General features: G+C 60.9%; 23 protein-coding genes. 16 read left to right on the top strand and 7 right to left on the bottom strand.

The window, feature by feature from the left end; all coding sequences use genetic code 11:
• From C934_RS0125075 to C934_RS0125105, 7 genes are all read left to right on the top strand, one after another.
• Positions 1-255, top strand: a 255-nt coding sequence (locus C934_RS0125075) for a transposase (protein ID WP_018859313.1), incomplete at its 5' end; no start/stop codon positions are given.
• A 129-nt stretch (positions 256-384) separates the two neighbouring features.
• Complete coding sequence (locus C934_RS0125080) at positions 385-1,563, top strand: cell wall hydrolase (RefSeq protein WP_026372067.1); 1,179 nt, start codon at positions 385-387, stop codon at positions 1,561-1,563.
• Positions 1,564-1,845: 282 nt separating this feature from the next.
• On the top strand, positions 1,846-2,190 hold the full coding sequence (locus C934_RS0125085; protein ID WP_018859315.1) for an AtpZ/AtpI family protein: 345 nt from the start codon (positions 1,846-1,848) through the stop codon (positions 2,188-2,190).
• Positions 2,191-2,265: 75 nt separating this feature from the next.
• Positions 2,266-3,018 carry a F0F1 ATP synthase subunit A gene (locus tag C934_RS0125090; protein ID WP_018859316.1) on the top strand — a complete coding sequence of 251 codons (753 nt, stop codon included), beginning with the start codon at positions 2,266-2,268 and terminating at the stop codon, positions 3,016-3,018.
• Positions 3,019-3,091: 73 nt separating this feature from the next.
• Positions 3,092-3,319 (top strand): F0F1 ATP synthase subunit C, encoded by a 228-nt coding sequence (locus tag C934_RS0125095; protein WP_003588243.1) that lies wholly within the window; start codon positions 3,092-3,094, stop codon positions 3,317-3,319.
• 78 nt (positions 3,320-3,397) lie between these two features.
• Entirely contained in the window at positions 3,398-4,036 is a 639-nt protein-coding gene (locus C934_RS0125100; RefSeq protein ID WP_018859317.1) for a F0F1 ATP synthase subunit B, read from the top strand.
• Positions 4,037-4,039: 3 nt separating this feature from the next.
• Positions 4,040-4,531, top strand: coding sequence for a F0F1 ATP synthase subunit B (locus C934_RS0125105; protein WP_018859318.1), 492 nt, complete (start codon positions 4,040-4,042; stop codon positions 4,529-4,531).
• Between the two features lie 451 nt (positions 4,532-4,982).
• Here C934_RS0125105 and C934_RS0125110 read toward each other — a convergent pair whose 3' ends face one another.
• Both C934_RS0125110 and C934_RS0125115 read right to left on the bottom strand, forming a co-directional pair.
• Positions 4,983-5,660 (bottom strand): ribonuclease HII, encoded by a 678-nt coding sequence (locus tag C934_RS0125110; protein WP_018859319.1) that lies wholly within the window; start codon positions 5,658-5,660, stop codon positions 4,983-4,985.
• A gap of 110 nt (positions 5,661-5,770) precedes the next feature.
• Entirely contained in the window at positions 5,771-6,928 is a 1,158-nt protein-coding gene (locus C934_RS0125115; protein ID WP_026372068.1) for a PA0069 family radical SAM protein, read from the bottom strand.
• A gap of 137 nt (positions 6,929-7,065) precedes the next feature.
• On the opposite strand from C934_RS0125115, the gene C934_RS0125120 reads away from it, so the two are divergent.
• Together C934_RS0125120 and C934_RS0125125 are read left to right on the top strand one after the other, a co-directional pair.
• The gene (locus C934_RS0125120) at positions 7,066-7,584 is read left to right on the top strand and encodes a glycosyl transferase (RefSeq protein ID WP_018859321.1); all 519 of its coding nucleotides are present in this window, start codon (positions 7,066-7,068) and stop codon (positions 7,582-7,584) included.
• A gap of 191 nt (positions 7,585-7,775) precedes the next feature.
• Complete coding sequence (locus C934_RS0125125; RefSeq protein WP_018859322.1) at positions 7,776-8,093, top strand: hypothetical protein; 318 nt, start codon at positions 7,776-7,778, stop codon at positions 8,091-8,093.
• A 32-nt stretch (positions 8,094-8,125) separates the two neighbouring features.
• Here the strand turns inward: C934_RS0125125 and moaB are convergent, their stop codons facing one another.
• From moaB to C934_RS0125145, 4 genes are all read right to left on the bottom strand, one after another.
• Positions 8,126-8,677, bottom strand: a complete 552-nt coding sequence (gene moaB, locus C934_RS0125130) for a molybdenum cofactor biosynthesis protein B (protein ID WP_018859323.1) — start codon at positions 8,675-8,677, stop codon at positions 8,126-8,128.
• Positions 8,661-9,569: a 4-(cytidine 5'-diphospho)-2-C-methyl-D-erythritol kinase gene (locus C934_RS0125135; protein ID WP_051085620.1), complete on the bottom strand. Its 909-nt coding sequence runs from the start codon at positions 9,567-9,569 to the stop codon at positions 8,661-8,663. Before C934_RS0125135 ends, moaB begins: the two co-directional genes overlap by 17 nt.
• A gap of 6 nt (positions 9,570-9,575) precedes the next feature.
• Complete coding sequence (locus C934_RS0125140; protein WP_018859325.1) at positions 9,576-11,405, bottom strand: tetratricopeptide repeat protein; 1,830 nt, start codon at positions 11,403-11,405, stop codon at positions 9,576-9,578.
• Positions 11,406-11,532: 127 nt separating this feature from the next.
• The gene (locus tag C934_RS0125145; protein WP_018859326.1) at positions 11,533-12,549 is read right to left on the bottom strand and encodes a polyprenyl synthetase family protein; all 1,017 of its coding nucleotides are present in this window, start codon (positions 12,547-12,549) and stop codon (positions 11,533-11,535) included.
• 108 nt (positions 12,550-12,657) lie between these two features.
• Here C934_RS0125145 and C934_RS0125150 point away from each other — a divergent pair, with 108 nt between their 5' ends.
• Together C934_RS0125150 and C934_RS0125155 are read left to right on the top strand one after the other, a co-directional pair.
• Complete coding sequence (locus C934_RS0125150) at positions 12,658-12,885, top strand: putative signal transducing protein (RefSeq protein WP_018859327.1); 228 nt, start codon at positions 12,658-12,660, stop codon at positions 12,883-12,885.
• A 7-nt stretch (positions 12,886-12,892) separates the two neighbouring features.
• Positions 12,893-13,669 (top strand): tRNA1(Val) (adenine(37)-N6)-methyltransferase, encoded by a 777-nt coding sequence (locus C934_RS0125155; protein WP_018859328.1) that lies wholly within the window; start codon positions 12,893-12,895, stop codon positions 13,667-13,669.
• On the opposite strand, the gene C934_RS0125160 is transcribed toward C934_RS0125155, so the two are convergent.
• Entirely contained in the window at positions 13,666-15,006 is a 1,341-nt protein-coding gene (locus tag C934_RS0125160; protein ID WP_018859329.1) for an Nramp family divalent metal transporter, read from the bottom strand. The genes C934_RS0125155 and C934_RS0125160 overlap by 4 nt on opposite strands.
• A 170-nt stretch (positions 15,007-15,176) precedes the next feature.
• On the opposite strand from C934_RS0125160, the gene C934_RS0125170 reads away from it, so the two are divergent.
• The 5 genes from C934_RS0125170 to aroA all read left to right on the top strand — a co-directional run bounded on the left by C934_RS0125170 (position 15,177) and on the right by aroA (position 19,519).
• Positions 15,177-16,037, top strand: coding sequence for a S49 family peptidase (locus tag C934_RS0125170; protein ID WP_018859331.1), 861 nt, complete (start codon positions 15,177-15,179; stop codon positions 16,035-16,037).
• Positions 16,038-16,056: 19 nt separating this feature from the next.
• A complete protein-coding gene (locus tag C934_RS0125175) occupies positions 16,057-16,251 on the top strand; it encodes a membrane protein (RefSeq protein WP_018116661.1) in 195 nt (64 codons plus the stop codon).
• Between the two features lie 78 nt (positions 16,252-16,329).
• Positions 16,330-17,289 carry a glycine--tRNA ligase subunit alpha gene (locus tag C934_RS0125180; protein WP_018859332.1) on the top strand — a complete coding sequence of 320 codons (960 nt, stop codon included), beginning with the start codon at positions 16,330-16,332 and terminating at the stop codon, positions 17,287-17,289.
• A gap of 326 nt (positions 17,290-17,615) precedes the next feature.
• Positions 17,616-18,167 (top strand): LemA family protein, encoded by a 552-nt coding sequence (locus tag C934_RS0125185; protein ID WP_018859333.1) that lies wholly within the window; start codon positions 17,616-17,618, stop codon positions 18,165-18,167.
• A 92-nt stretch (positions 18,168-18,259) separates the two neighbouring features.
• Entirely contained in the window at positions 18,260-19,519 is a 1,260-nt protein-coding gene (gene aroA, locus C934_RS0125190; RefSeq protein WP_018859334.1) for a 3-phosphoshikimate 1-carboxyvinyltransferase, read from the top strand.
• Positions 19,520-19,547: the final 28 nt, after the last annotated feature.

A 19,547-nucleotide genomic window follows, 5' to 3' on the forward strand; every position in this document is an offset into this window, starting at 1 on the left:
GCCCCTATCAATCGCGACAGTGGCCTGATGCGTGGCAAGAGGATGATTGCCGGCGGCCGCAAACCAGTGCGCGACGCCCTTTACATCGCCGCCTTGCCCGCCATCCGCTTCGATCCAGCCATGAAGGCCATCTTCGAACGACTGAAAGCGAAAGGAAAGCCCGGAAAGGTCGCTCTCGTCGCGGTCATGCGAAGGATGATCATAATCCTCAATGCCAAAATGAGAGACTATCGAGCAACGGTGATTGACGCCTAACACCGTTGCTTTTTTATTTTTCCCTCGCGCTAATCTTTCGTCTCAGCAGGGCCTCGGCATTAACCAAGCATCAAGGTTAATGAGACATTTTCAACGGCATGTTCATGCGTCTCATGCCGGAGTCTCGCGTTGCGTCGAAATAGCCCTTCCCGCGGCAAGCTGCGCCTCTTGCTTCAAAATTGGAGTTCACCCGCGCTCTTCGGCGTTTGCGGGTGGCTGATGTCACCGACGATGGCGTCGCATGCCGACCTCGCGGCTCTGCTTGCCGGCCTCGACCAGGGTAGGGAAAACTGGCGCATGGTTCTAACCAATTCGCCGGCAGGTTCGATCCATCAGGCTGAGCTGACCTTTGCCGATCCCGTAGTCACGGGCACGATTGCTGCCGGGGCCGGCATGGTTTTGCCCGACGGCCGCAAGGTCGCATTCATGGCGAAGGACAAGGGACACGAGGCGACGTCGGACGAGGACCGCGTCAATCGCCCGGCCAAGAAAGGCCGCGTCGTTGCTGTCGAAACGGTGCAGCCGCCGAAGGACTTTTCCGCCGGGTCCATTCTCCAGCGAACGGGCCTGCTCTTTCAGCCCACCTTCGACCTGAAGGACAAATCCGCCTTCGTGAAGCCGAAGATCAAGGGCAAGGAAATCCAGATCGCGACCAATTTCTATAAGAAGGAACCGCCCAAGCCGGACCGCGGCGTCTCGCCCATGCTGGCTGGTCTCGTGACCAACGCAAAGGCTGACGTGCTGGCGACGGCCTATGCGCCGTCCGCTCCCGACTACTCCCGTCAGTCGCCGTTCGATTCGATTCTCACCGACAAGGCCGACGACGGCCGCTTCGTGCCGCAGATCGGCCCGCGGGATCACGCCTGGGCCGCAAGCATCTTGGCGCCCTCGGTGTTTTCGGCGGCCGAGCAGCAGTGCCTGGCATCCGGCATCTATTTCGAAGCGCGTGGCGAAACGGTGAAGGGGCAGGCCGCCGTCGCGCAGGTCATTCTCAATCGCGTCCGCAATCCGGCCTACCCGAAGACGATCTGCGGCGTCGTCTACCAGAACGAGGATTGGCGCAACCGATGCCAGTTCTCCTTTGCCTGCGACAACATCAAGGACCGGGTGAACTCGCAGTATCACTGGAGAATCGCCCGCGAACTCGCGATGGCGGTCACCGCCGGCAAGATCTGGCTCCCGCAGGTTGGCTCCGCCACGCACTACCATGCCGTCTATGTTCGTCCGAAATGGGCAAAGACCATGGAAAAGGTCGGCCGCATCGGCCTGCACGTCTTCTATCGCACCTATGGCGGCGGTTGGAGCTGAGGAAAAAGCCAATCCTGACGCGATTTTGCGTCTCTTGGCAGCACAGGAAAGCGGATTCTTTCGGTCGATTTTGGATAAGTGCGCCAAGATCGGCCTAAGCCCATGTTTTTTATCGCCTATTTTATGGCTGGACATCCACCGCTCACGCCTTGACTATGCTTTTTGCTAAAACTATGTTGCGCGCGACTTCAAAACGGGCCGAAAGGTTCTCAAACCTTGGGGTCGTTGTCCGGAAAACCGGGGTAGCGGGATCGCGGACAGCGGCTGGCGGAGGAGAGCACCATGGCGGAAGACCGCGAGGAAAGTCTTGAGAAGCGCCGTGCGCAATTGGAAGCGAAACTCGCAACCAAGCGCGTAGAAGCGGGGAAGGAAGAGGCTATCGAAGCCAGCGCCGAGGCAAGCCGCAAAGGTTATGCCCAGGCGATGAAGCTTTCGAGCGAGTTCATCTCCGCTATCGTCGTAGGCGCCGTTCTTGGCTATCTCCTCGACCGTTTTGTCGGCACGGCGCCTTGGGGATTGATCGTTCTTCTTCTTCTTGGGTTTTGTGCCGGCGTATTGAACGTTCTGCGCGCTGCGGGGAAGGTTGCAAAACCGGATCCTACCGAGCGCCAGGATGGCGGAAAATAGGGCAGGGCGCTCTCCGGCGTTCGATCCAGTGCAATAATCCCGTCTCGCGCGGGCTAAAGATAGAGAGAACAAGCGGTGTCTAACGATCCGACCCATCAGTTCCTGATCCAGAAGATTGTGCCGATCGAAGTCGGCGGAATTGATTTCTCGTTTACGAATGCATCGCTCTTCATGGTGGCGTCCGCTGCCGTTGCCGCCGGCTTCCTGTATTTCTCGACGTCCAACCGGGCGATCGTGCCGGGCCGCTCACAGTCGGTTGCGGAGATGTCCTACGAGTTCATCGCCAACATGCTGAAGGAAGGCGCCGGATCCAAGGGGATGAAGTTCTTCCCATTGGTCTTCTCGCTCTTCATGTTCGTGTTGACGGCAAACCTGCTCGGCATGTTCCCGTACTTCTTTACGGTCACCAGCCAGATCATCGTCACCTTCGCGCTAGCGCTGCTCGTTATCGGCACGGTTCTCGTCTACGGCTTTTATAAGCACGGCTTCCACTTCCTGAATGTTTTTGTCCCGCAAGGCGTTCCTGGCATTCTTCTGCCCCTTGTTGTGTCGATCGAAATCATTTCCTTCCTGTCCCGCCCGATTTCGCTCTCTGTTCGTCTTTTCGCCAATATGTTGGCTGGTCACATCACCCTGAAGGTGTTCGCAGGCTTCGTTGCCTCGCTTGGAGCGCTGGGTGCGGTCGGTGTTGGTGGAGCCGTTCTTCCCCTGATTATGACGGTCGCCCTGACCGGTCTCGAGTTCCTCGTCGCCTTCCTCCAGGCTTACGTCTTTGCGGTGCTGACATGCATGTACCTCAATGACGCGATCCATCCGGGTGGCCACTAAGGGATACCGACATTGACGTCCCTCCGGCGTCAGTCAATTTCGCCGCAACACAACCATTTCAAAGGAGTTCAACATGGAAGCGGAAGCAGCAAAGTTCATCGGTGCAGGTCTGGCTTGCTTTGGTATGGCCGGTACGGCTCTCGGCCTCGGCAACATCTTCGGCAGCTACCTGTCCGGCGCTCTGCGCAACCCGTCTGCTGCTGACAGCCAGTTCGGCCGTCTGGTTTTCGGCTTCGCCGTTACGGAAGCTCTGGGCATCTTCTCGCTGCTCGTCGCTCTCCTCCTGCTCTTCGCCGTTTAATACAGGCGCATTGAAGGATCACGGCCTGCAGTCCGCATGCCGTGATCCTTTGCATTTGCAGTACACCTGGAGGTGAGCATGTTTTTTGTGACCCCGGCTTACGCCGAAGAGGCCCCGGCGGGAACCGCAGAAACTGGTGCAGCAACCGGTACAGACACGCATGCCGCCCCGGCAGCAGGCGATGTCCACACCGAGACCGGCGTACCAGCCGAGCATCATGGTGGCGGCGTGTTTCCGCCTTTCGATTCGACGACCTACGCTTCGCAGCTGCTTTGGCTGGCAATTACGTTTGTCGTCTTCTTCGTGCTCATGCAAAAGGTCATCGCGCCGCGCATCGGCAATATCCTCGAGCAGCGTCACAACCGCATCTCGCAGGACCTCGATGAGGCAGGCCGCCTGAAGGCGGAAGCGGACGCCGATGTTGCCGCTTACGAAGCCGAATTGGCCGCCGCGCGCGCCAAGTCGAACGCGATCGGCACAGCCGCCCGCGACGCTGCCAAGCTGAAGGCGGAAGCCGACCGCAAGGCCGTGGAAGCAGGTCTGGCCGAAAAGCTCAAGGCTGCCGAAGGTCGCATCGCAGACATTAAGGCGAAGGCATTCGCTGACGTCGGCACCATCGCCGAAGAAACAGCAACGGCTGTCGTAGAGCAGCTGATCGGCACCTCGGCAAAGGCAGATGTTGCCGCCGCAGTCGCTGATATCAAGAAGGGGGCTTGATCGATGGAATTTGCATTCGACGCAACATTCTTCGCATTTGTCGGCCTTGTCCTGTTCCTGGCGCTGGTTGTTTACCTCAAGGTTCCGGGCATGATGGCCAAGTCGCTGGACGACCGCGCCGATCAGATCCGCAACGAGCTCTCGGAAGCCAAGCGCCTGCGCGAGGAAGCCCAGCACCTGCTGGCCGAATATCAGCGCAAGCGTAAGGAAGCCGAAGCTGAAGCTGCACACATCGTTGCTGCAGCCGAGCGCGAGGCCGAAATGCTGACCGCCGAAGCCAAGAAGAAGACGGAAGAATTCGTCGCAAACCGCACGACGGTTTCCGAGCAGAAGATCAAGCAGGCGGAAGCCGATGCGATGAAGGCGGTGCGTTCCGCTGCCGTCGATCTGGCAATCGCTGCTGCCGAAAATGTTCTGGCAAAGAAGGCCGACACGAAGGTTCGGTCCGAACTCTTCAGCGACGCGGTCGGTCAGGTCAAGAGCCGCCTCAACTAAGCTGAGCGCCAAGTACTTAAGAGCCCGGCTGATGCCGGGCTCTTTTGTTGTGCGCCCAGCATGGGCGCATTCTTGTGGGTGGAAGTCCCACCGTAAGCTGGTCACAGCGAGCGAAGTGAAGCGCAACTGCGGCAGGGTGACCAACCGTGGGGAGGAAGCGATCCGATCAAAATTATCTGTAAAAACCCTTGCAAGTGGGAGCCGTTCACATATGGGGAGATCTCGCAAGTGGCAGCAAATGCCGGTCGCTGGTGGCGCAACAGCGGCAAGCTCCTTAACGCCACCCTCACCATTAGATGGGCTGACCAACTTGGAATGCCCAGGCTCGTCTAACCTCAATCTCTCGAACCGCCCGGTGCGGACCCGCATGCCGGGTGGTGTGGCAGGGGTGCGATCACATCGATCGCCCCCTATGCCGATTTGGAGCTGTAATGGTAAGTCGCGGACGGGATCAATCGCTGTCGAGCTCGATACACTGCACCTTCTTCAGCGGGCTGAAGGTCATCCTGTGCAGCGAGCAGGGACCGTGCTTCTCGATACCGGCCCTATGTTGCGCGGTGCCATAGCCGGCATGCGCGGCAAAGCCGTAAGCCGGAAAGGTGCTGTCGGCGCGCGCCATCATCCGGTCGCGCGTCACCTTGGCGACGATCGATGCGGCGGCGATCGAGACGGAGCGCGCATCACCCTTCACGACTGCCTGGCCGGGGCAGGCGAGCCCAGGCGGAACGTCAAGCCCATCGGTCAGGACAAAGCTAGCTGGTGTCGACAGGCCGCAGATGGCGCGGCGCATGGCATCCAGACTGGCCTTGCGGATATCGGTCTCATCGATGCGCGTCGAACTTGAAGAGGCGATCGAGACGGTCGCGGTTGCGAGAATCTGAACGAAAAGCTCTTCGCGCCTCAGGGCCGAGAGCTGCTTGGAATCGTTCAGGCCTTCAGGAATGCGTTTCGGATCGAGAATGACGGCTGCCGCCACGACGGGACCGGCCAGCGGTCCCCGTCCGGCCTCATCGGCACCTGCAACCGGCCAGTGACCGGCCTTGCGCGCCTTCAGCTCCAGCCGGAAATCCGGCACGAGGGGGACATCTTCGAAAAGCATGGGAGAATCGGGTGACGTGCGACGGCTCATGCAGCTGACCCTCGCACGCCAACCCGATTTCCTGCAAGTCCCCGGATCAGGGCGGCGGGCCGGGGACTCCAGCGCGGAAGGGCAGGGCGACCATCCGCGAAGCTGAAATGTCAGAGCAGCGAGAGCTGGACGCCGCTGCCATCGGGCGGAACGAACAGGTCGTCCCGCAGCCGCATGCTGCGCCGGGTCATGCCCAGCCGTTTCGTCGCCATTTCGAAACGGCGCGCAATCTGCCAGGCATAGGGTCCGGCGCCCTTCATTCGCTTGCCGAACTCAGCATCGTAATCCTTTCCGCCGCGCATCGAGCGGACCAGCGACATGACGTGACGATAGCGGTCGGGATAGTTCTGCAGCAGCCAGTCGCGAAACAGCGGCGACACCTCGAGCGGGAGACGCAGGATGACATAACCCGCCTCGGTGGCACCCGCCGCGTGCGCCGCATCCAGAATTCGCTCAAGCTCATGGTCGTTGAGCGCCGGAATCATCGGGGCAGCCAGGACCGATGTCTGGATGCCTGCGTCGGAGAGTGCGCGGATGGCCTCCAGCCGGCGCGTCGGCGTCGAGGCGCGGGGCTCCATAGTCCGCGCCAGCTTTCGGTCGAGCGTCGTCACCGACAGTGAAACGCGGACAATGTTCCTCTCCGCCATCGCCGAGAGAATGTCGAGGTCGCGCAGGATCATTGCCGACTTGGTTACGATCGAAACCGGATGGTTCGCCTTTTCGAGCACCTCAAGGATCTGCCGCATAATGCGCCATTCCTTTTCGATCGGCTGGTAGGGATCGGTGTTGGTGCCGATCGCGATCACCCGCGGCTTGTAACCAGGCTTCGCCAATTCTCGCTCCAGGAGTTTCGCCGCATCCGGCTTGGCAAACAGCTTGGCTTCGAAGTCCAGACCGGCCGAAAGGCCCATATAGGCATGCGTCGGCCGCGCGAAGCAGTAAATGCAGCCATGCTCGCAGCCGCGATAGGGATTGATCGAGCGGTCGAAGGGAATGTCCGGCGACTCGTTGCGGGTGATGACCGTTCGCGGCTTCTCGATCTGCACGTCGGTCTTGAACGGCGGCAGATCCTCAAGGTTCTGCCAGCCATCGTCGAACGCTTCCCGGCGCAGAGGCTCAAAGCGCCCGCTCGGATTAAGCCCGGCCGCACGCCCACGGCGGCGGTCGACATCGATCCGCAGGCCGGCAGATACGATCATCGTATCGGCAATATCTGCCGTATGGGCAGGCGCGAATGCGGCCTGCCCTGCAAGGGACTGCTCATTCATCGGATTCTCCGCTGGCGGAAGCTTTGCTTCCATCCGTTTTGATGATTAAATTCCTATCGGCAAAAAGAGAACAATGCAAGAACAAAATGAGGAAAGTGTCGCTGGCAAAGTTTTGTGCGGCGCTCTATGAATAGGCAATGTTGACAGTTGTACTGGAATGCCAGGATCAGGAACCGGAACTGGCGCAGACGTTATCGGTGTTGGTTGCAGGCGCAGTGGAGGGGCTCGTCAGCGACGTCGTGGTGCTGGACCACGACTCGCGGGATGGAACGTCGAGGGTGGCCGACGCCGCCGGCTGCCGCTTTCATTCACAATGGGATATCAAGGATATAGTGCATTCGGCGCGAGGCGATTGGCTCCTTTTCGTGGAACCGGGGGCGCGACCGCAGACCGGGTGGATCGATGAGATTGCTGAGTATATGGCCCTCAACAAGCTGCCGGCGCGGTTCACCGCGTCGCGTGGATACCGGCGGCCTTTCCTGCAGCGTATCGGTCGTGCTTCGTCGCCGCTGGAGCTTGGGCTTCTCCTTTCGAAGACGCAGGCGATCACTGCCGCAAGAAGCGGAATGCGTCTCGCGGAATTCGCGAAGGGGCAAAAGCTGCGCAAGCTCAGCAGCGAGCTGATTCCATCCTGGGTCGCGCGCGCGGCGCGATAGTAGGGTAGGGCGCTGCTGCACGTGCCGCCCATGCGATAATTGGCGCCCGATACAATTTTGCGCTATAATTCCATCATGGCGCCGCCCGAGCGCCTCGCTTCGTGACGGTCGACCATGGAATGCCGGCAGGCGGCAGAACAGGTCAGCGGAAGTCTCCTCTTCTGCCGGTTTCCGGCAAAAGGAGGTGCGTCATGAAACGCAATATGATCCGCGGCCTGATAGCGGCCGTCATATTGACGACATCGATGATCGCGCATCCGCATTCGGCAGCATCGCAGATGATGCGCAGTTGCGCAGGCCGATCCGAGGTCGTCAATTTCCTCGACAAGAATTTTGCCGAGAGACTGACGGCGGTCGGGCTGATCAACCAGAACGCCATGCTTGAGGTCTACGCCGCGCAGAGCGGCACGTGGACGCTGCTCATCACGGATGTTCACGGCGTAAGCTGCATCCTGCTGTCGGGTGATAGCTGGGATACGATGCCTGCTCTGCCGGGCATAGGGGCATAGAGCGGCAGACGGTCGCCTGCCGAAGCAGTCCGTTACTTGCCGGCGCCGCGCTTCAGGTGCTCATCGAGGCGCGGCATGATCTCCACGAAATTGCAGGGCATGTGGCGGTAGTCGAACTGGGATTTCAATATGCCGTCCCAGGCGTCCTTGCAGGCGCCAGGCGAGCCCGGCAGCGCGAAGATGAAGGTCGCGTTGGCAACGCCCGCCGTGGCGCGGGACTGGATCGTCGAGGTGCCGATCTTGTCGTAGGAGATACGGTGGAACACTTCCGAAAAGCCATCCATCCTCTTCTCGAAGAGCGGCTCCAGAGCTTCCGGGGTGACGTCGCGGCCGGTAAAGCCGGTTCCCCCCGTGGTGATGACGACGTCGATATCGTAGCGTTCGGTCCACGCCTTCACGCGGGAAGCGATCGCCTGCCGATCATCGGGGACGATCGCGCGGTCGACCAGCCGGTGCCCCGCCTCCTTGATTCTGGCGGCCAGCGTATCGCCGGAGCGGTCATCGGCAAGCGTGCGTGTATCCGAGACCGTCAGCACGGCAATGCCGACAGGAATGAAGGGACGCGTTTCATCCAAACCCGGCATCATGACCTCCCGCAGTCGTTTCCGTGGCTTCGAAATACCAGTCCGGCCGTTCGCTGTGAAGCGCGGCGGCGGCGTCTTCCGCCGCCGCAAGCGTAGGGAAGATACCGTAGCAGGTCGCACCGGAACCAGACATGCGAACGAAAGATGCGCCCTGCTTCTTGAGCATCGTCGAGATCTCGGCAATTTCGGGCAGCAGGTCGCGAGCGACCGGCTCAAGGTCATTGCGCGTAGCGCGTATCGCCTCGACCCAGTTGAAACGCGGCGTCATGTCGAGCGGCGGATTGGCCTTGTTCGTCAGCCTTCGGAAAACCTCGGGCGTTGATACGCCTTTCAACGGGTTTGCCAGCACCATGGCAAAGGCCGGCATGTCGTCGACAGGCACGATTTGCTCGCCAATGCCCCTGGCGATCAGCGGTCTGCTCGCCAGGCACATAGGCACGTCGGCGCCAAGTCGAATGGCGATTGCCTCGATGGTCGCGTTCAGAAGCGAGACATTCCAGAGCCGCATCAGACCGCGAAGCGTAGCCGCCGCGTCGGCCGAGCCGCCGCCGATACCGGAGGCAATCGGCAGGTTCTTTTGGAGATGGATGCGGACGGCGGGAGCGGAGCCGCCCTCGCGAGCGATCGCCTCGCGCATAAAGTCCCGAGCCTTCAGGACGAGGTTGTCGTCGCGGCTGTCGTCAAGCGCCTCGGCAAAACGCCCGGAGATCACGAATTCATCTTTATCCGCCAGCGCAAAGCCCAGCCGGTCACCATGTTTGGTGAAGGTCACGAGCATGTCGAGCCGATGGTAGCCATCGGATCTCTGGCCCGTCACATGCAGGGCCAGATTGATTTTTGCCGGAGCGTCCTCGATGACCGTCACGTCATCGCCCATACTCGCCTCTGGCATCGCCGATCAGGACTTCTTATCGGTAGGCTTCGGTTGGATCGGCGCCGGGTCAGGCTGTTTCTTGTCCGCAGCCTTGGAGTTGTCTGTATCCTGCGGCAGGCCGTTGGCGATCTTGTCCTTGATCTTCGGGATCTCGGATGCCTCAGGGTCGGAGCCGAGCGCGCGGTTCCACTGGTAGACGGCTTCGAGCTTGCGTCCGACGCGCCAATAGGCATCGCCCAGATGGTCGTTGATCGTCGCGTCGCCGGCCTTGATCTGCGCAGCCTTCTCCAACTCCTCAACCGCTTCGGCGAAGCGGTTCAGCCGGAAATAGGCCCAGCCGAGAGAGTCGATGATGTAGCCATCGTCGGGACGCAGGTCGACCGCCTTCTTGATCATCGCCAGCCCCTCGTCGAGGTTCCGGTTCATGTCGATCCACGAGTAGCCAAGGTAGTTTAGAACCTGCGGCTGATCCGGGTTGAGCTCCAGCGCCTTGCGGAAATTCGGCTCGGCCTGGTCCCATTTCTTCAGGCGCTCATAGGCAATGCCACGCTGGAAGAAGACAGTCCACGCGCCCTTGCCCGGCAGTGGGCCGATAACTTCGACAGCCTTGTCGTAGTTTTCGGCCATCGCGGCGTAATCCTTCACGTCCGACAGCACGCTGCCATAGGCGAGATAGCTGCGAACGTCGTTCGGATCGGACGCAATCAGGTTCTGAAGGTGCTTGCGTGCCTCATCCACCTTACCGCCCTGTGCAAGTGCAAGGCCGAGCTGAAGCTCGGAGATGCGGCGCATCGGCGAGTTCTCGGGTACCTGCTGGTAGAGCGCGATGGCGCGGTCCATCTGCTCCTGTTTCTCGGCAATGCCACCGAGCATGACGAGCGTATCGGCGCTATCGGGATCCAGCGTCTTGGCGGTCTGCAGGTAGAGCGAAACAATATCCTCGGCGCCGTCGCGGTTCAGCGCGCCACCGATGGAGAAGAGCACGCCGGCAGCACCCTGCTTGGCCGTCTGGATCTGCTGCTCCTGCTTCTCGCCCTTTTCGATGCTCTGGCGCAGCGCTTTGAGCGGCGCGTAGTTGGGCAGCAGGTTGTCGCCGACGGAAATTGCGTCGAGCGCCTTCTGCTTGTTGCCCTGTGAGGCTTCGAGCCGGGCAAGAGCGATGACGGCGCGCATGAAGGTATCAGGAGCGGTCGCGCCGCCGTCCTTGTCGAGCACGGCGTCGTTGAGGTTCTGGCGAGCGGCCCTGATGTCGCCGTTCACGATCGCGATCGCGCCGGCATTGTATGACTTGAAGATGCCGACCCAATCCGGTCCCTTCATCTTCTGGATCGTGGTGAGGGCTTCCTTGCCACGGCCGGCGCCGACGCGGGCCCAAGCGGCGAGCAGATCGTTCATCATCCGGTCGAGATCGTTCGGTCCGGTATATTTCAGAAGGGATTCAGCCGTCTTGTATTCGCCACGGCGAATGGCATCCATGCTGCGCACGATGGTCGTGATGCGCTCGACGGTCGGATCACCCTTCAGGTCGTTGGCGTATTTCACGCCGTCCTGGATGTCGCCGTTCAAAAGCAGCGAGATCATCAGGCGCTGGCGGATTTCCGGATTTCCCGGCTCGATCTGCAGCGCCTTCTTGTAGAGTTCGATCGCCGTCTCGTAATCGTGATCGACATCGGCGGTCCGGGCAGCCAAAAACGCACCGGAGAAGCTCGTGACGCTATCCGGATCGAAGATCACTGTCGCGGCATCGTCCTTCTTGGCCGTCTCTTCGGCATTCACGCCGCCGAGCGCTGCCAGCGATATGACCGCTGCCATGGCTGCGCTCGAAAGAAGACGGATGGCAAGTTTTTGCCGCATTAGAAAACCTCTCTTGTGGCAGCCGGCCTCGTCCGACTGCAAATCAGTTGAAATGACTGACTCACAACAGGATGGCTTTTTTGAAGCGGTCCTGCAATAAAATCAGCCCGCGATCAGTGACCGTCGATTAATTGACGCGCTCGATGCAAAAGTCGATGACTTCCATCAGGGCCGATTTCCATGCCGTGTCGGGAAGGGGCGCAAGCGCATCGCGTGCGATCGTGCCGTAGTGAACCGCCCGGGCGATGGTATCGTTCAGCGTGACGTACTTGGTAATCAGGCCAAGTGCCTTTTCGAGATGCTGGTCGCTGCTTTCGCCGCCTTCAATGGCCTGACGCCAGAAGGCGCGTTCTTCCTCGGTGCCGCGGCGATAGGCCAGGATCACAGGCAGCGTGATCTTGCCCTCGCGGAAGTCGTCGCCGACATTCTTGCCGAGATCGGCTGCCTTTCCGCCGTAATCCAGCGCGTCGTCGACCAGCTGGAAGGCCAGCCCGAGGTTCATGCCGTAGGACTTCAGCGCGTTGCGGCCGGATTTGCCGGCATCGGCGACGATCGGGCCGACTTCGGCAGCCGCGGCAAACAATGCCGCCGTCTTCGCGCGGATGACGGCGAGGTAGTCGTCCTCAGTTGTTTCCATGTTCTTGGCGACGGAGAGCTGCAGCACTTCGCCTTCCGCGATCACGCAGGCAGCCGAGGAGAGCACGTCGAGCGCTTCGAGCGAGCCGACCTCGACCATCATGCGGAACGCCTGGCCGAGCAGGAAGTCTCCGACGAGCACGCTGGCCTGGTTGCCCCAGATCATGCGAGCCGTGGACTTGCCGCGGCGAAGGTCGCTCTCGTCGACCACATCGTCATGCAGCAGCGTCGCGGTGTGCATGAACTCGACCGATGTCGCAAGCTTGATGTGGTTTTCGCCCTTGTAGCCGAACAGCGCAGCCGAGGCCAAAGTCAGCATCGGGCGCAGACGCTTGCCGCCGGACGAGATGAGATGGTTGGCCACCTCAGGAATCATCTGGACGTCGGAACCGGCCTTGGAGAGAATAAGCTGGTTGACCCGTTGCATGTCCGCCTTGGTCAAATCGACCAGCGGCTTGACGGATGCCAGTTTGTTTTTGCTTTCTTCAAGCGGTATGACCACGCCCAACGACCCGGACTCCTGTTAAATTATTGGGTTCGACAATAGAAAGGGGCGATTGGCGCGGCAAGGGGTGAATTGTCGCGTCGCGCAAATTTGAAAGGGATTTTCCCGCAAATGCATGAACTTATTCGCGCCAATGATCCCGTACTGCTCTCCTTTGCGGAAAGTCTGCTGAAGGATGCGGGGATTCACTGCTTCATCGCCGATCAGGGCATGAGCATTCTGGAAGGGTCACTCGGCATGCTGCCGCGCCGGCTTCTCGTCGATGATGACGAGGCGGATCGGGCGCGCCGCATTCTCGTGGATGCCGGGCTCGGCGACGAACTGCGGATGCCGAAGTGAGCTTTTGATGACGGAAGATGTTGCCGAGACCATAGATGCCTTTCACCGGGGGCTGTTCCATGTGGTGCAGCCGAAGGGCAGGGGGCATCGCTCCGGCATGGATGCAATGCTGCTCGCAGCGCTCGTCGCCGACGATCGTCCGATCAAGGTTGCCGATCTCGGTGCCGGCGCGGGTGCTGCAGGCTTGGCCGTCGCGTCACGGCTGCCGGCCGCGGAAGTCGTGCTCTTCGAGCGCTCGAGCGAGATGGCTGACTATGCGCGCCGCAGCATCCTCCTGCCTGACAATGCGCATGTGGCCGGCCGCGTTTCAGTCGTCGAGGCGGATGTGACGCTAAGGGCGAAGGCGCGAAACGAAGCCGGTCTTGTCGATGAGAGCTTCCATCATGTCATCATGAACCCGCCGTTCAACGATGCAGGCGATCGCCGGACGCCCGATGCCTTGAAGGCGGAGGCGCATGCGATGACGGACGGACTGTTCGCAAGCTGGGTGCGGACGGCCGGGGCGATCATGATCCCCGGCGGACAATTGTCCTTGATTGCGAAGCCGGAATCGATCGCCGAAATCATCGATGCCTGCGGACGCCGTTTCGGCGGCATCGAGGTGACCGCAATCCATCCGCGCGAAGGCGAGAACGCCGTGCGCATCCTCGTCACGGCGATAAAAGGATCGCGCGCGCGGCTTTCGCTGCGCGCGCCACTCATCATGCACGAGGAGGGGACGCATAAATTCTCCCCCTTCGTGGACGATCTCAACAATGGCCGGGCGGCCTATGCCAGGCGCTAGCCGGTCACGAAGTCAAACAGCAGCTTGACGTTCAGGCCGGCAATCAGGACCGCGATCACATAGGCGATGGCGCTCAGCCAGCGCGGGGCGACCAGCGCACCCATCTTCGCCTTGCTGGCGGTAAACATCACCAGCGGGAAGACGGCGAAGGAGAGCTGGAGGCTGAGCACGACCTGCGTCAGGATCAGCAGTTCCGCCGTCCCTTGGTCGCCATACCAGATCGTGACGAAGGCGGCCGGAATGATGGCGATCGCGCGGGTGATGAGGCGGCGAACCCATGGCTGAAGCCGGATCTTCAAGAAGCCTTCCATGACGATCTGGCCGGCAAGGGTTGCCGTCACCGTCGAATTCAGGCCGCAGCAGAGCAAGGCGATGCCGAAGAGCGTTGGCGCGATTGCCAGGCCGAGCAGCGGCGAGAGCAGCGCAGATGCTTCGCCCAGTTCCACGACATCCGTCTTGCCGTTGGCGTGGAAGGCGGCTGCTGCAAGGATCAGGATCGATGCGTTGATCAGCAGCGCAAAGCACAACGCTATGGTCGAGTCGATCGTGGCGTAGGTCAGCGCCTCGCGCTTCTCCGGCACCGAATGGCCGTAAGCGCGGGTCTGGACGATGCCGGAATGCAGATAGAGATTGTGCGGCATCACCGTGGCGCCGAGAATGCCGAGCGCGAGGTAGAGCATCTCGGGGTTGGAGACGATCTCGGTCGTCGGGAAGAAGCCCCGGATCACGGCGCCCCATTCCGGATCGGCAAGGAAGATTTGCACCCCGAAGCACACCGCAATGATACCGAGCAGAGCGATCACGAAGGCTTCCACCCAGCGGAAGCCGATCTTCTGCAGATAGAGAATGAGGAATACGTCGAGCGACGTGATAAGCACACCGAGCTCGAGTGGGATTCCGAAAAGCAGATTGAGGCCGATCGCCGTGCCGATCACTTCGGCAATGTCGGTGGCGATGATGGCGACTTCGGCAAAAGCCCAAAGCGGCACGGAAACATATTTCGGGAAGGCGTCGCGGCAGGCCTGGGCGAGGTCGCGACCGGAACCGATGGCAAGGCGCGCACAGAGCGACTGCAAAACGATCGCCATTAGGTTGGACAGCAGAGCAACGGTCAGCAGCGCATAGCCGAACTTCGATCCACCGGCGAGCGAGGTTGCCCAGTTGCCGGGGTCCATATAGCCGACGGCCACCATGTAGCCGGGTCCGAGGAACGCAGCGATCCGGCGCCAACGTGTGCCATGCTTGTGCGTCTGGACGGAACGGTAGACATCGGAAAGCGATGCCTCTTCGCGCTCGTGTCGCCAGCCGGTCTTTGCGTTCGGATTTACGATGTCCATGCAGTGTCCGCCTACTATCAATGCGGCCAGTATGTCTGATTAGAATGATAATGCAAGTCATTCGCAACAAGAATTCTGAACTGGCAGATGTTTTCTGCGCCGGCCATTGCGTTTGCCGCGCCGTTGCATACATGGAAGACGTTCGCTGATCTTGTCGCAAAGGATGGAAAATGGCCGGATTTTTGAAGAGGTTGCTTCCGAAGCGGTTCCGCAAGGAAGGCGTGGTCATCCCCGTCGTTCGACTTCACGGTCCGATCATGAGCGGCGGAAGCCAGTTCCGGCCGACCCTCAATCTCGCCGCAACTTCACAGGTCCTCGAAAAGGCCTTCAGCTTCAAGGATGCGCCGGCGGTCGCCATCTCGCTTAATTCACCCGGCGGCTCCCCGGTCCAGTCGCGGCTCGTCTTCGCGCGCATTCGCGATCTTGCGCGTGAAAAGCAGAAGAAGGTTCTCGTCTTCGTCGAGGATGTTGCGGCATCCGGCGGTTACATGATCGCTCTTGCTGGCGACGAAATCATTGCCGACCCCACCTCCATCGTCGGCTCGATCGGTGTCGTCTCCGGCGGCTTCGGCTTTCCCGAACTCTTAAAGAAGATCGGCGTAGAGCGTCGCGTCTACACGGCGGGGGAAAACAAGGTAATCCTTGATCCGTTCCAGCCCGAGAAGGAAAAGGACATCGAATACCTGAAGACCCTGCAGCTAGAGATTCATCAGGTCTTCATCTCCATGGTTCGTGAACGCCGCGCCGGAAAGCTGAAGAGCGACGAAGTGGTCTTCTCCGGACTTTTCTGGACCGGCACGCGTGGTCTCGAACTCGGCCTGATCGACGGGCTCGGCGACATGCGGCAGGAGCTGAAGCGTCGCTATGGGGCGAAAACCAAGCTCGAGCTGGTGATGCCCGCGCGCGGCCTTTTCGGAAGGCGCATTCCGGGTATATCGTCAGCCAACTTGGAAGACGCCGGAGCTGGCCTTGCGACCGGACTTGTCGAGGCCGCCGAGGAGAAGGCATTGTGGAGCCGCTACGGGCTCTGAGGGATAAAAGGCTGGCATTATGCCGCAACTGATAATCATCATCGTGCTGGTGGTCGGAGCCTGGCTACTCTACCGCCGCTTCGTTGCCGATGCACAGCGGCTCGCCGAGCGATCCCGGCGTGCCGAGAAGGAGCGCCAGACGGGCGCCATCGGCACGCTGGTCAAGGATCCGGTCACCGGCGAATATCATCTGAAGAAGGACGAGGACGAGTAGGGCCGCAAAAGCCTTGACCCGTCTGGCGCGGCGTGGCACCTGTCCGCGCACTTTTTGTACGAATTCGGAAGCCGTTCCATGTCTGCAGCAATTCCCGACCACATGAACCCGAAGCGCTCGTTCCAGGCGCTGATCCTCACGCTCCATAACTATTGGGCGGACAAGGGTTGTGCGGTGCTGCAGCCTTACGACATGGAGGTCGGTGCCGGCACGTTCCACCCGGCAACGACGCTGCGCGCGCTCGGCCCCAAGCCGTGGAAGGCCGCCTATGTGCAGCCGTCGCGCCGCCCGTCGGACGGCCGCTACGGCGAGAACCCGAACCGTCTGCAGCACTATTATCAGTACCAGGTCATCCTGAAGCCGAATCCGTCGAACCTGCAGGAGCTCTATCTCGGCTCGCTGGCTGCGATCGGCCTCGATCCGCTGCTGCACGACATCCGTTTTGTCGAGGACGACTGGGAAAGCCCGACGCTCGGTGCCTGGGGTCTCGGCTGGGAATGCTGGTGCGATGGCATGGAAGTGTCGCAGTTTACTTATTTCCAGCAGGTCTGCGGTATCGAATGCTCGCCCGTCTCGGGCGAGTTGACCTATGGTCTCGAGCGTCTGGCGATGTATGTGCAGGGCGTCGACAACGTGTACGACCTGAACTTCAACGGCCGCGAAGGCGACGAGAAGATCAGCTACGGCGATGTCTTCCTACAGGCCGAACAGGAATATTCACGCCACAATTTCGAATACGCCAATACGGAAATGCTGCATCGCCACTTCATCGATGCCGAAAAGGAATGCCAAGCGCTTCTCGCCGCCGGCGCTCCTGGCGACAGCGATAATCAGAAGCTGCACAAGTGCGTCTTCCCAGCTTACGATCAGTGCATCAAGGCGTCACACGTTTTCAATCTGCTGGATGCGCGCGGCGTCATCTCGGTTACCGAGCGTCAGAGCTACATCCTGCGTGTGCGGACGCTGGCGAAGGCCTGCGGTGAGGCCTTCCTGCAGACGGATGCGGGTGGGGTGAACTTGGCGAAAACCGCCGCTTGAAGAGCGGCAGTCAGCGGCGCTCGTCGCTTCTGATCTCGACGCGGCGTTCCACCGGACGAGCCTTGCGTGGACGAAGAAGTACGTTGCGATGGCCAGTATGTTGAGCAGGAAAATAAACGCGCTCATGGTCTGAATGATCCTTGTCGCAGTTTGCGTATGCACACTAGTTCAACGTGCAGAGGCTTCGGCCGGTGCGACGGTATCGTGATTTTTCACTACCCCCCGTCCAGTGATTGCCCCGAAAGAGGGCCGGAAAGCGGGATGACAATCTGCGGTAACCCGCATAGTCTCCGGGCATACTTTCGGTCGTTGCGGGGGATTCGCGAATGTATGTAATTCTTGGCCTTACTGTTCTGGTCGCGCTCTATGCCGTCTTTGTCTACAACGGCCTTGTTCGCGCGCGGCAGATGGCCGAGGAAGCCTGGTCCGGTATCGATGTGCAGCTGAAGCGCCGCGCCGACCTGATCCCGAACCTGATCGAGACGGTCAAGGGCTATGCCGCCCACGAGAAGACGACACTCGAAGAGGTCGTTGCCCTCCGCAATAAGGCGCAATCGGTTCCGACGGGCGACGTCGCCGGTCGCGCTCAGGCAGAAGGCCTGCTCGGCCAGGCGCTTGGACGTCTGCTGGCACTCGCCGAAGCCTATCCCGACCTGAAGGCAAACGAGAATTTCCGCGAGTTGCAGACCTCGCTGGAGACGATGGAAAGCGAAATCCAGATGGCCCGCCGTTATTACAATGGCGCCGCCCGTGATCTGAATGTCAAGGTCGAAAGCTTCCCCTCCAACCTTGTCGCTGGCCAGTTCGGGTTCCAGAAGCGGGACTATTTCGAGATCACCAACGAAGCGGATCGCGCCGTTCCGACCGTAAAGTTCTGATATCCGCCATTTGCCTTTGCGTAAAAACTGCTATGAGCAGGGCATGATCGTGGCCTGATGTGGCCCTCGCGCAAAGACGGAAAAGACAGGCAATGAGTAAAGACAAGCTCACCATCATCCCGCCGGACAAGCCGCTGACAGGTCGCGCCGTCCCGCCCGGCTCGAAATCGATCACCAACCGCGCGCTGCTCCTGGCAGGTCTCGCCAAGGGCACGAGCCGCCTGACCGGCGCTTTGAAGAGCGACGACACGCGCTATATGGCCGACGCTCTCCGCGCCATGGGTGTCATCATCGAAGAGCCGGATGATACGAGCTTTGTCGTCACGGGCAGCGGCAAGCTGCTGCCGCCGCAGGTGCCGCTTTTCCTCGGCAACGCCGGAACGGCGACGCGCTTCCTCACGGCCGCTGCCGCCCTGGTGGATGGCACCGTCGTCGTCGACGGCGACCAGCACATGCGCAAGCGCCCGATCGGTCCGCTGGTCGATGCACTGCGTTCGCTCGGCATCGACGCGTCGACCGAAACCGGCTACCCGCCGGTCACCGTCAAGGGCACTGGCCGTTTTGAGGCGAGCCGCATCCAGATCGATGGCGGCCTGTCGAGCCAATATGTCTCGGCGCTGCTGATGATGGCTGCTGGCGGCGACAGGGCGGTGACGATCGAACTGCTAGGCGAGGACATCGGCGCGCTCGGCTACATCGATCTGACCACAGCGGCGATGCGCGCCTTCGGCGCCAAGGTCGAGAAGACGAGCGCGGTGACCTGGCGCGTCGAGCCGACCGGCTACGCGGCAGCTGATTTCGTGGTCGAGCCCGACGCCTCTGCCGCGACCTACCTCTGGGCTGCGGAGGTGCTGACATCAGGCAAGATCGACCTCGGCGTTGCAAACGGCGCGTTCACGCAGCCGGACGCGAAGGCCTATGACCTGATCGCCCAGTTCCCGCATCTTCCCGCGGTTATCGACGGCTCGCAGATGCAGGATGCGGTTCCGACCCTTGCTGTGCTCGCCGCCTTCAATGAGACGCCGGTCCGCTTCGTCGGCATCGCCAATCTGCGCGTCAAGGAATGCGATCGCATCCGCGCCGTCTCGACCGGCCTGACGCAGATCCGCCCGGGTCTCGCTTACGAGGAAGGCGACGATCTGATTGTCCAGTCCGATCCCTCGCTCGCCGGACAGCGTCTGCCTGCCAAGATCGATACCTTCGCCGACCACCGCATCGCCATGAGCTTTGCGCTCGCCGGTCTGAAGATCGCGGGCATAACGATCCTTGATCCGGACTGCGTCGGCAAGACCTTCCCGGCCTATTGGCGGACACTGGCCGGGCTTGGCGTGACTTATGCCGATGAGAGCTGACATTATCTGACGCGGCCAGGACGCCGCA

Source organism: Rhizobium sp. 42MFCr.1, from assembly GCF_000377185.1.
Lineage (GTDB): Bacteria > Pseudomonadota > Alphaproteobacteria > Rhizobiales > Rhizobiaceae > Rhizobium > Rhizobium altiplani.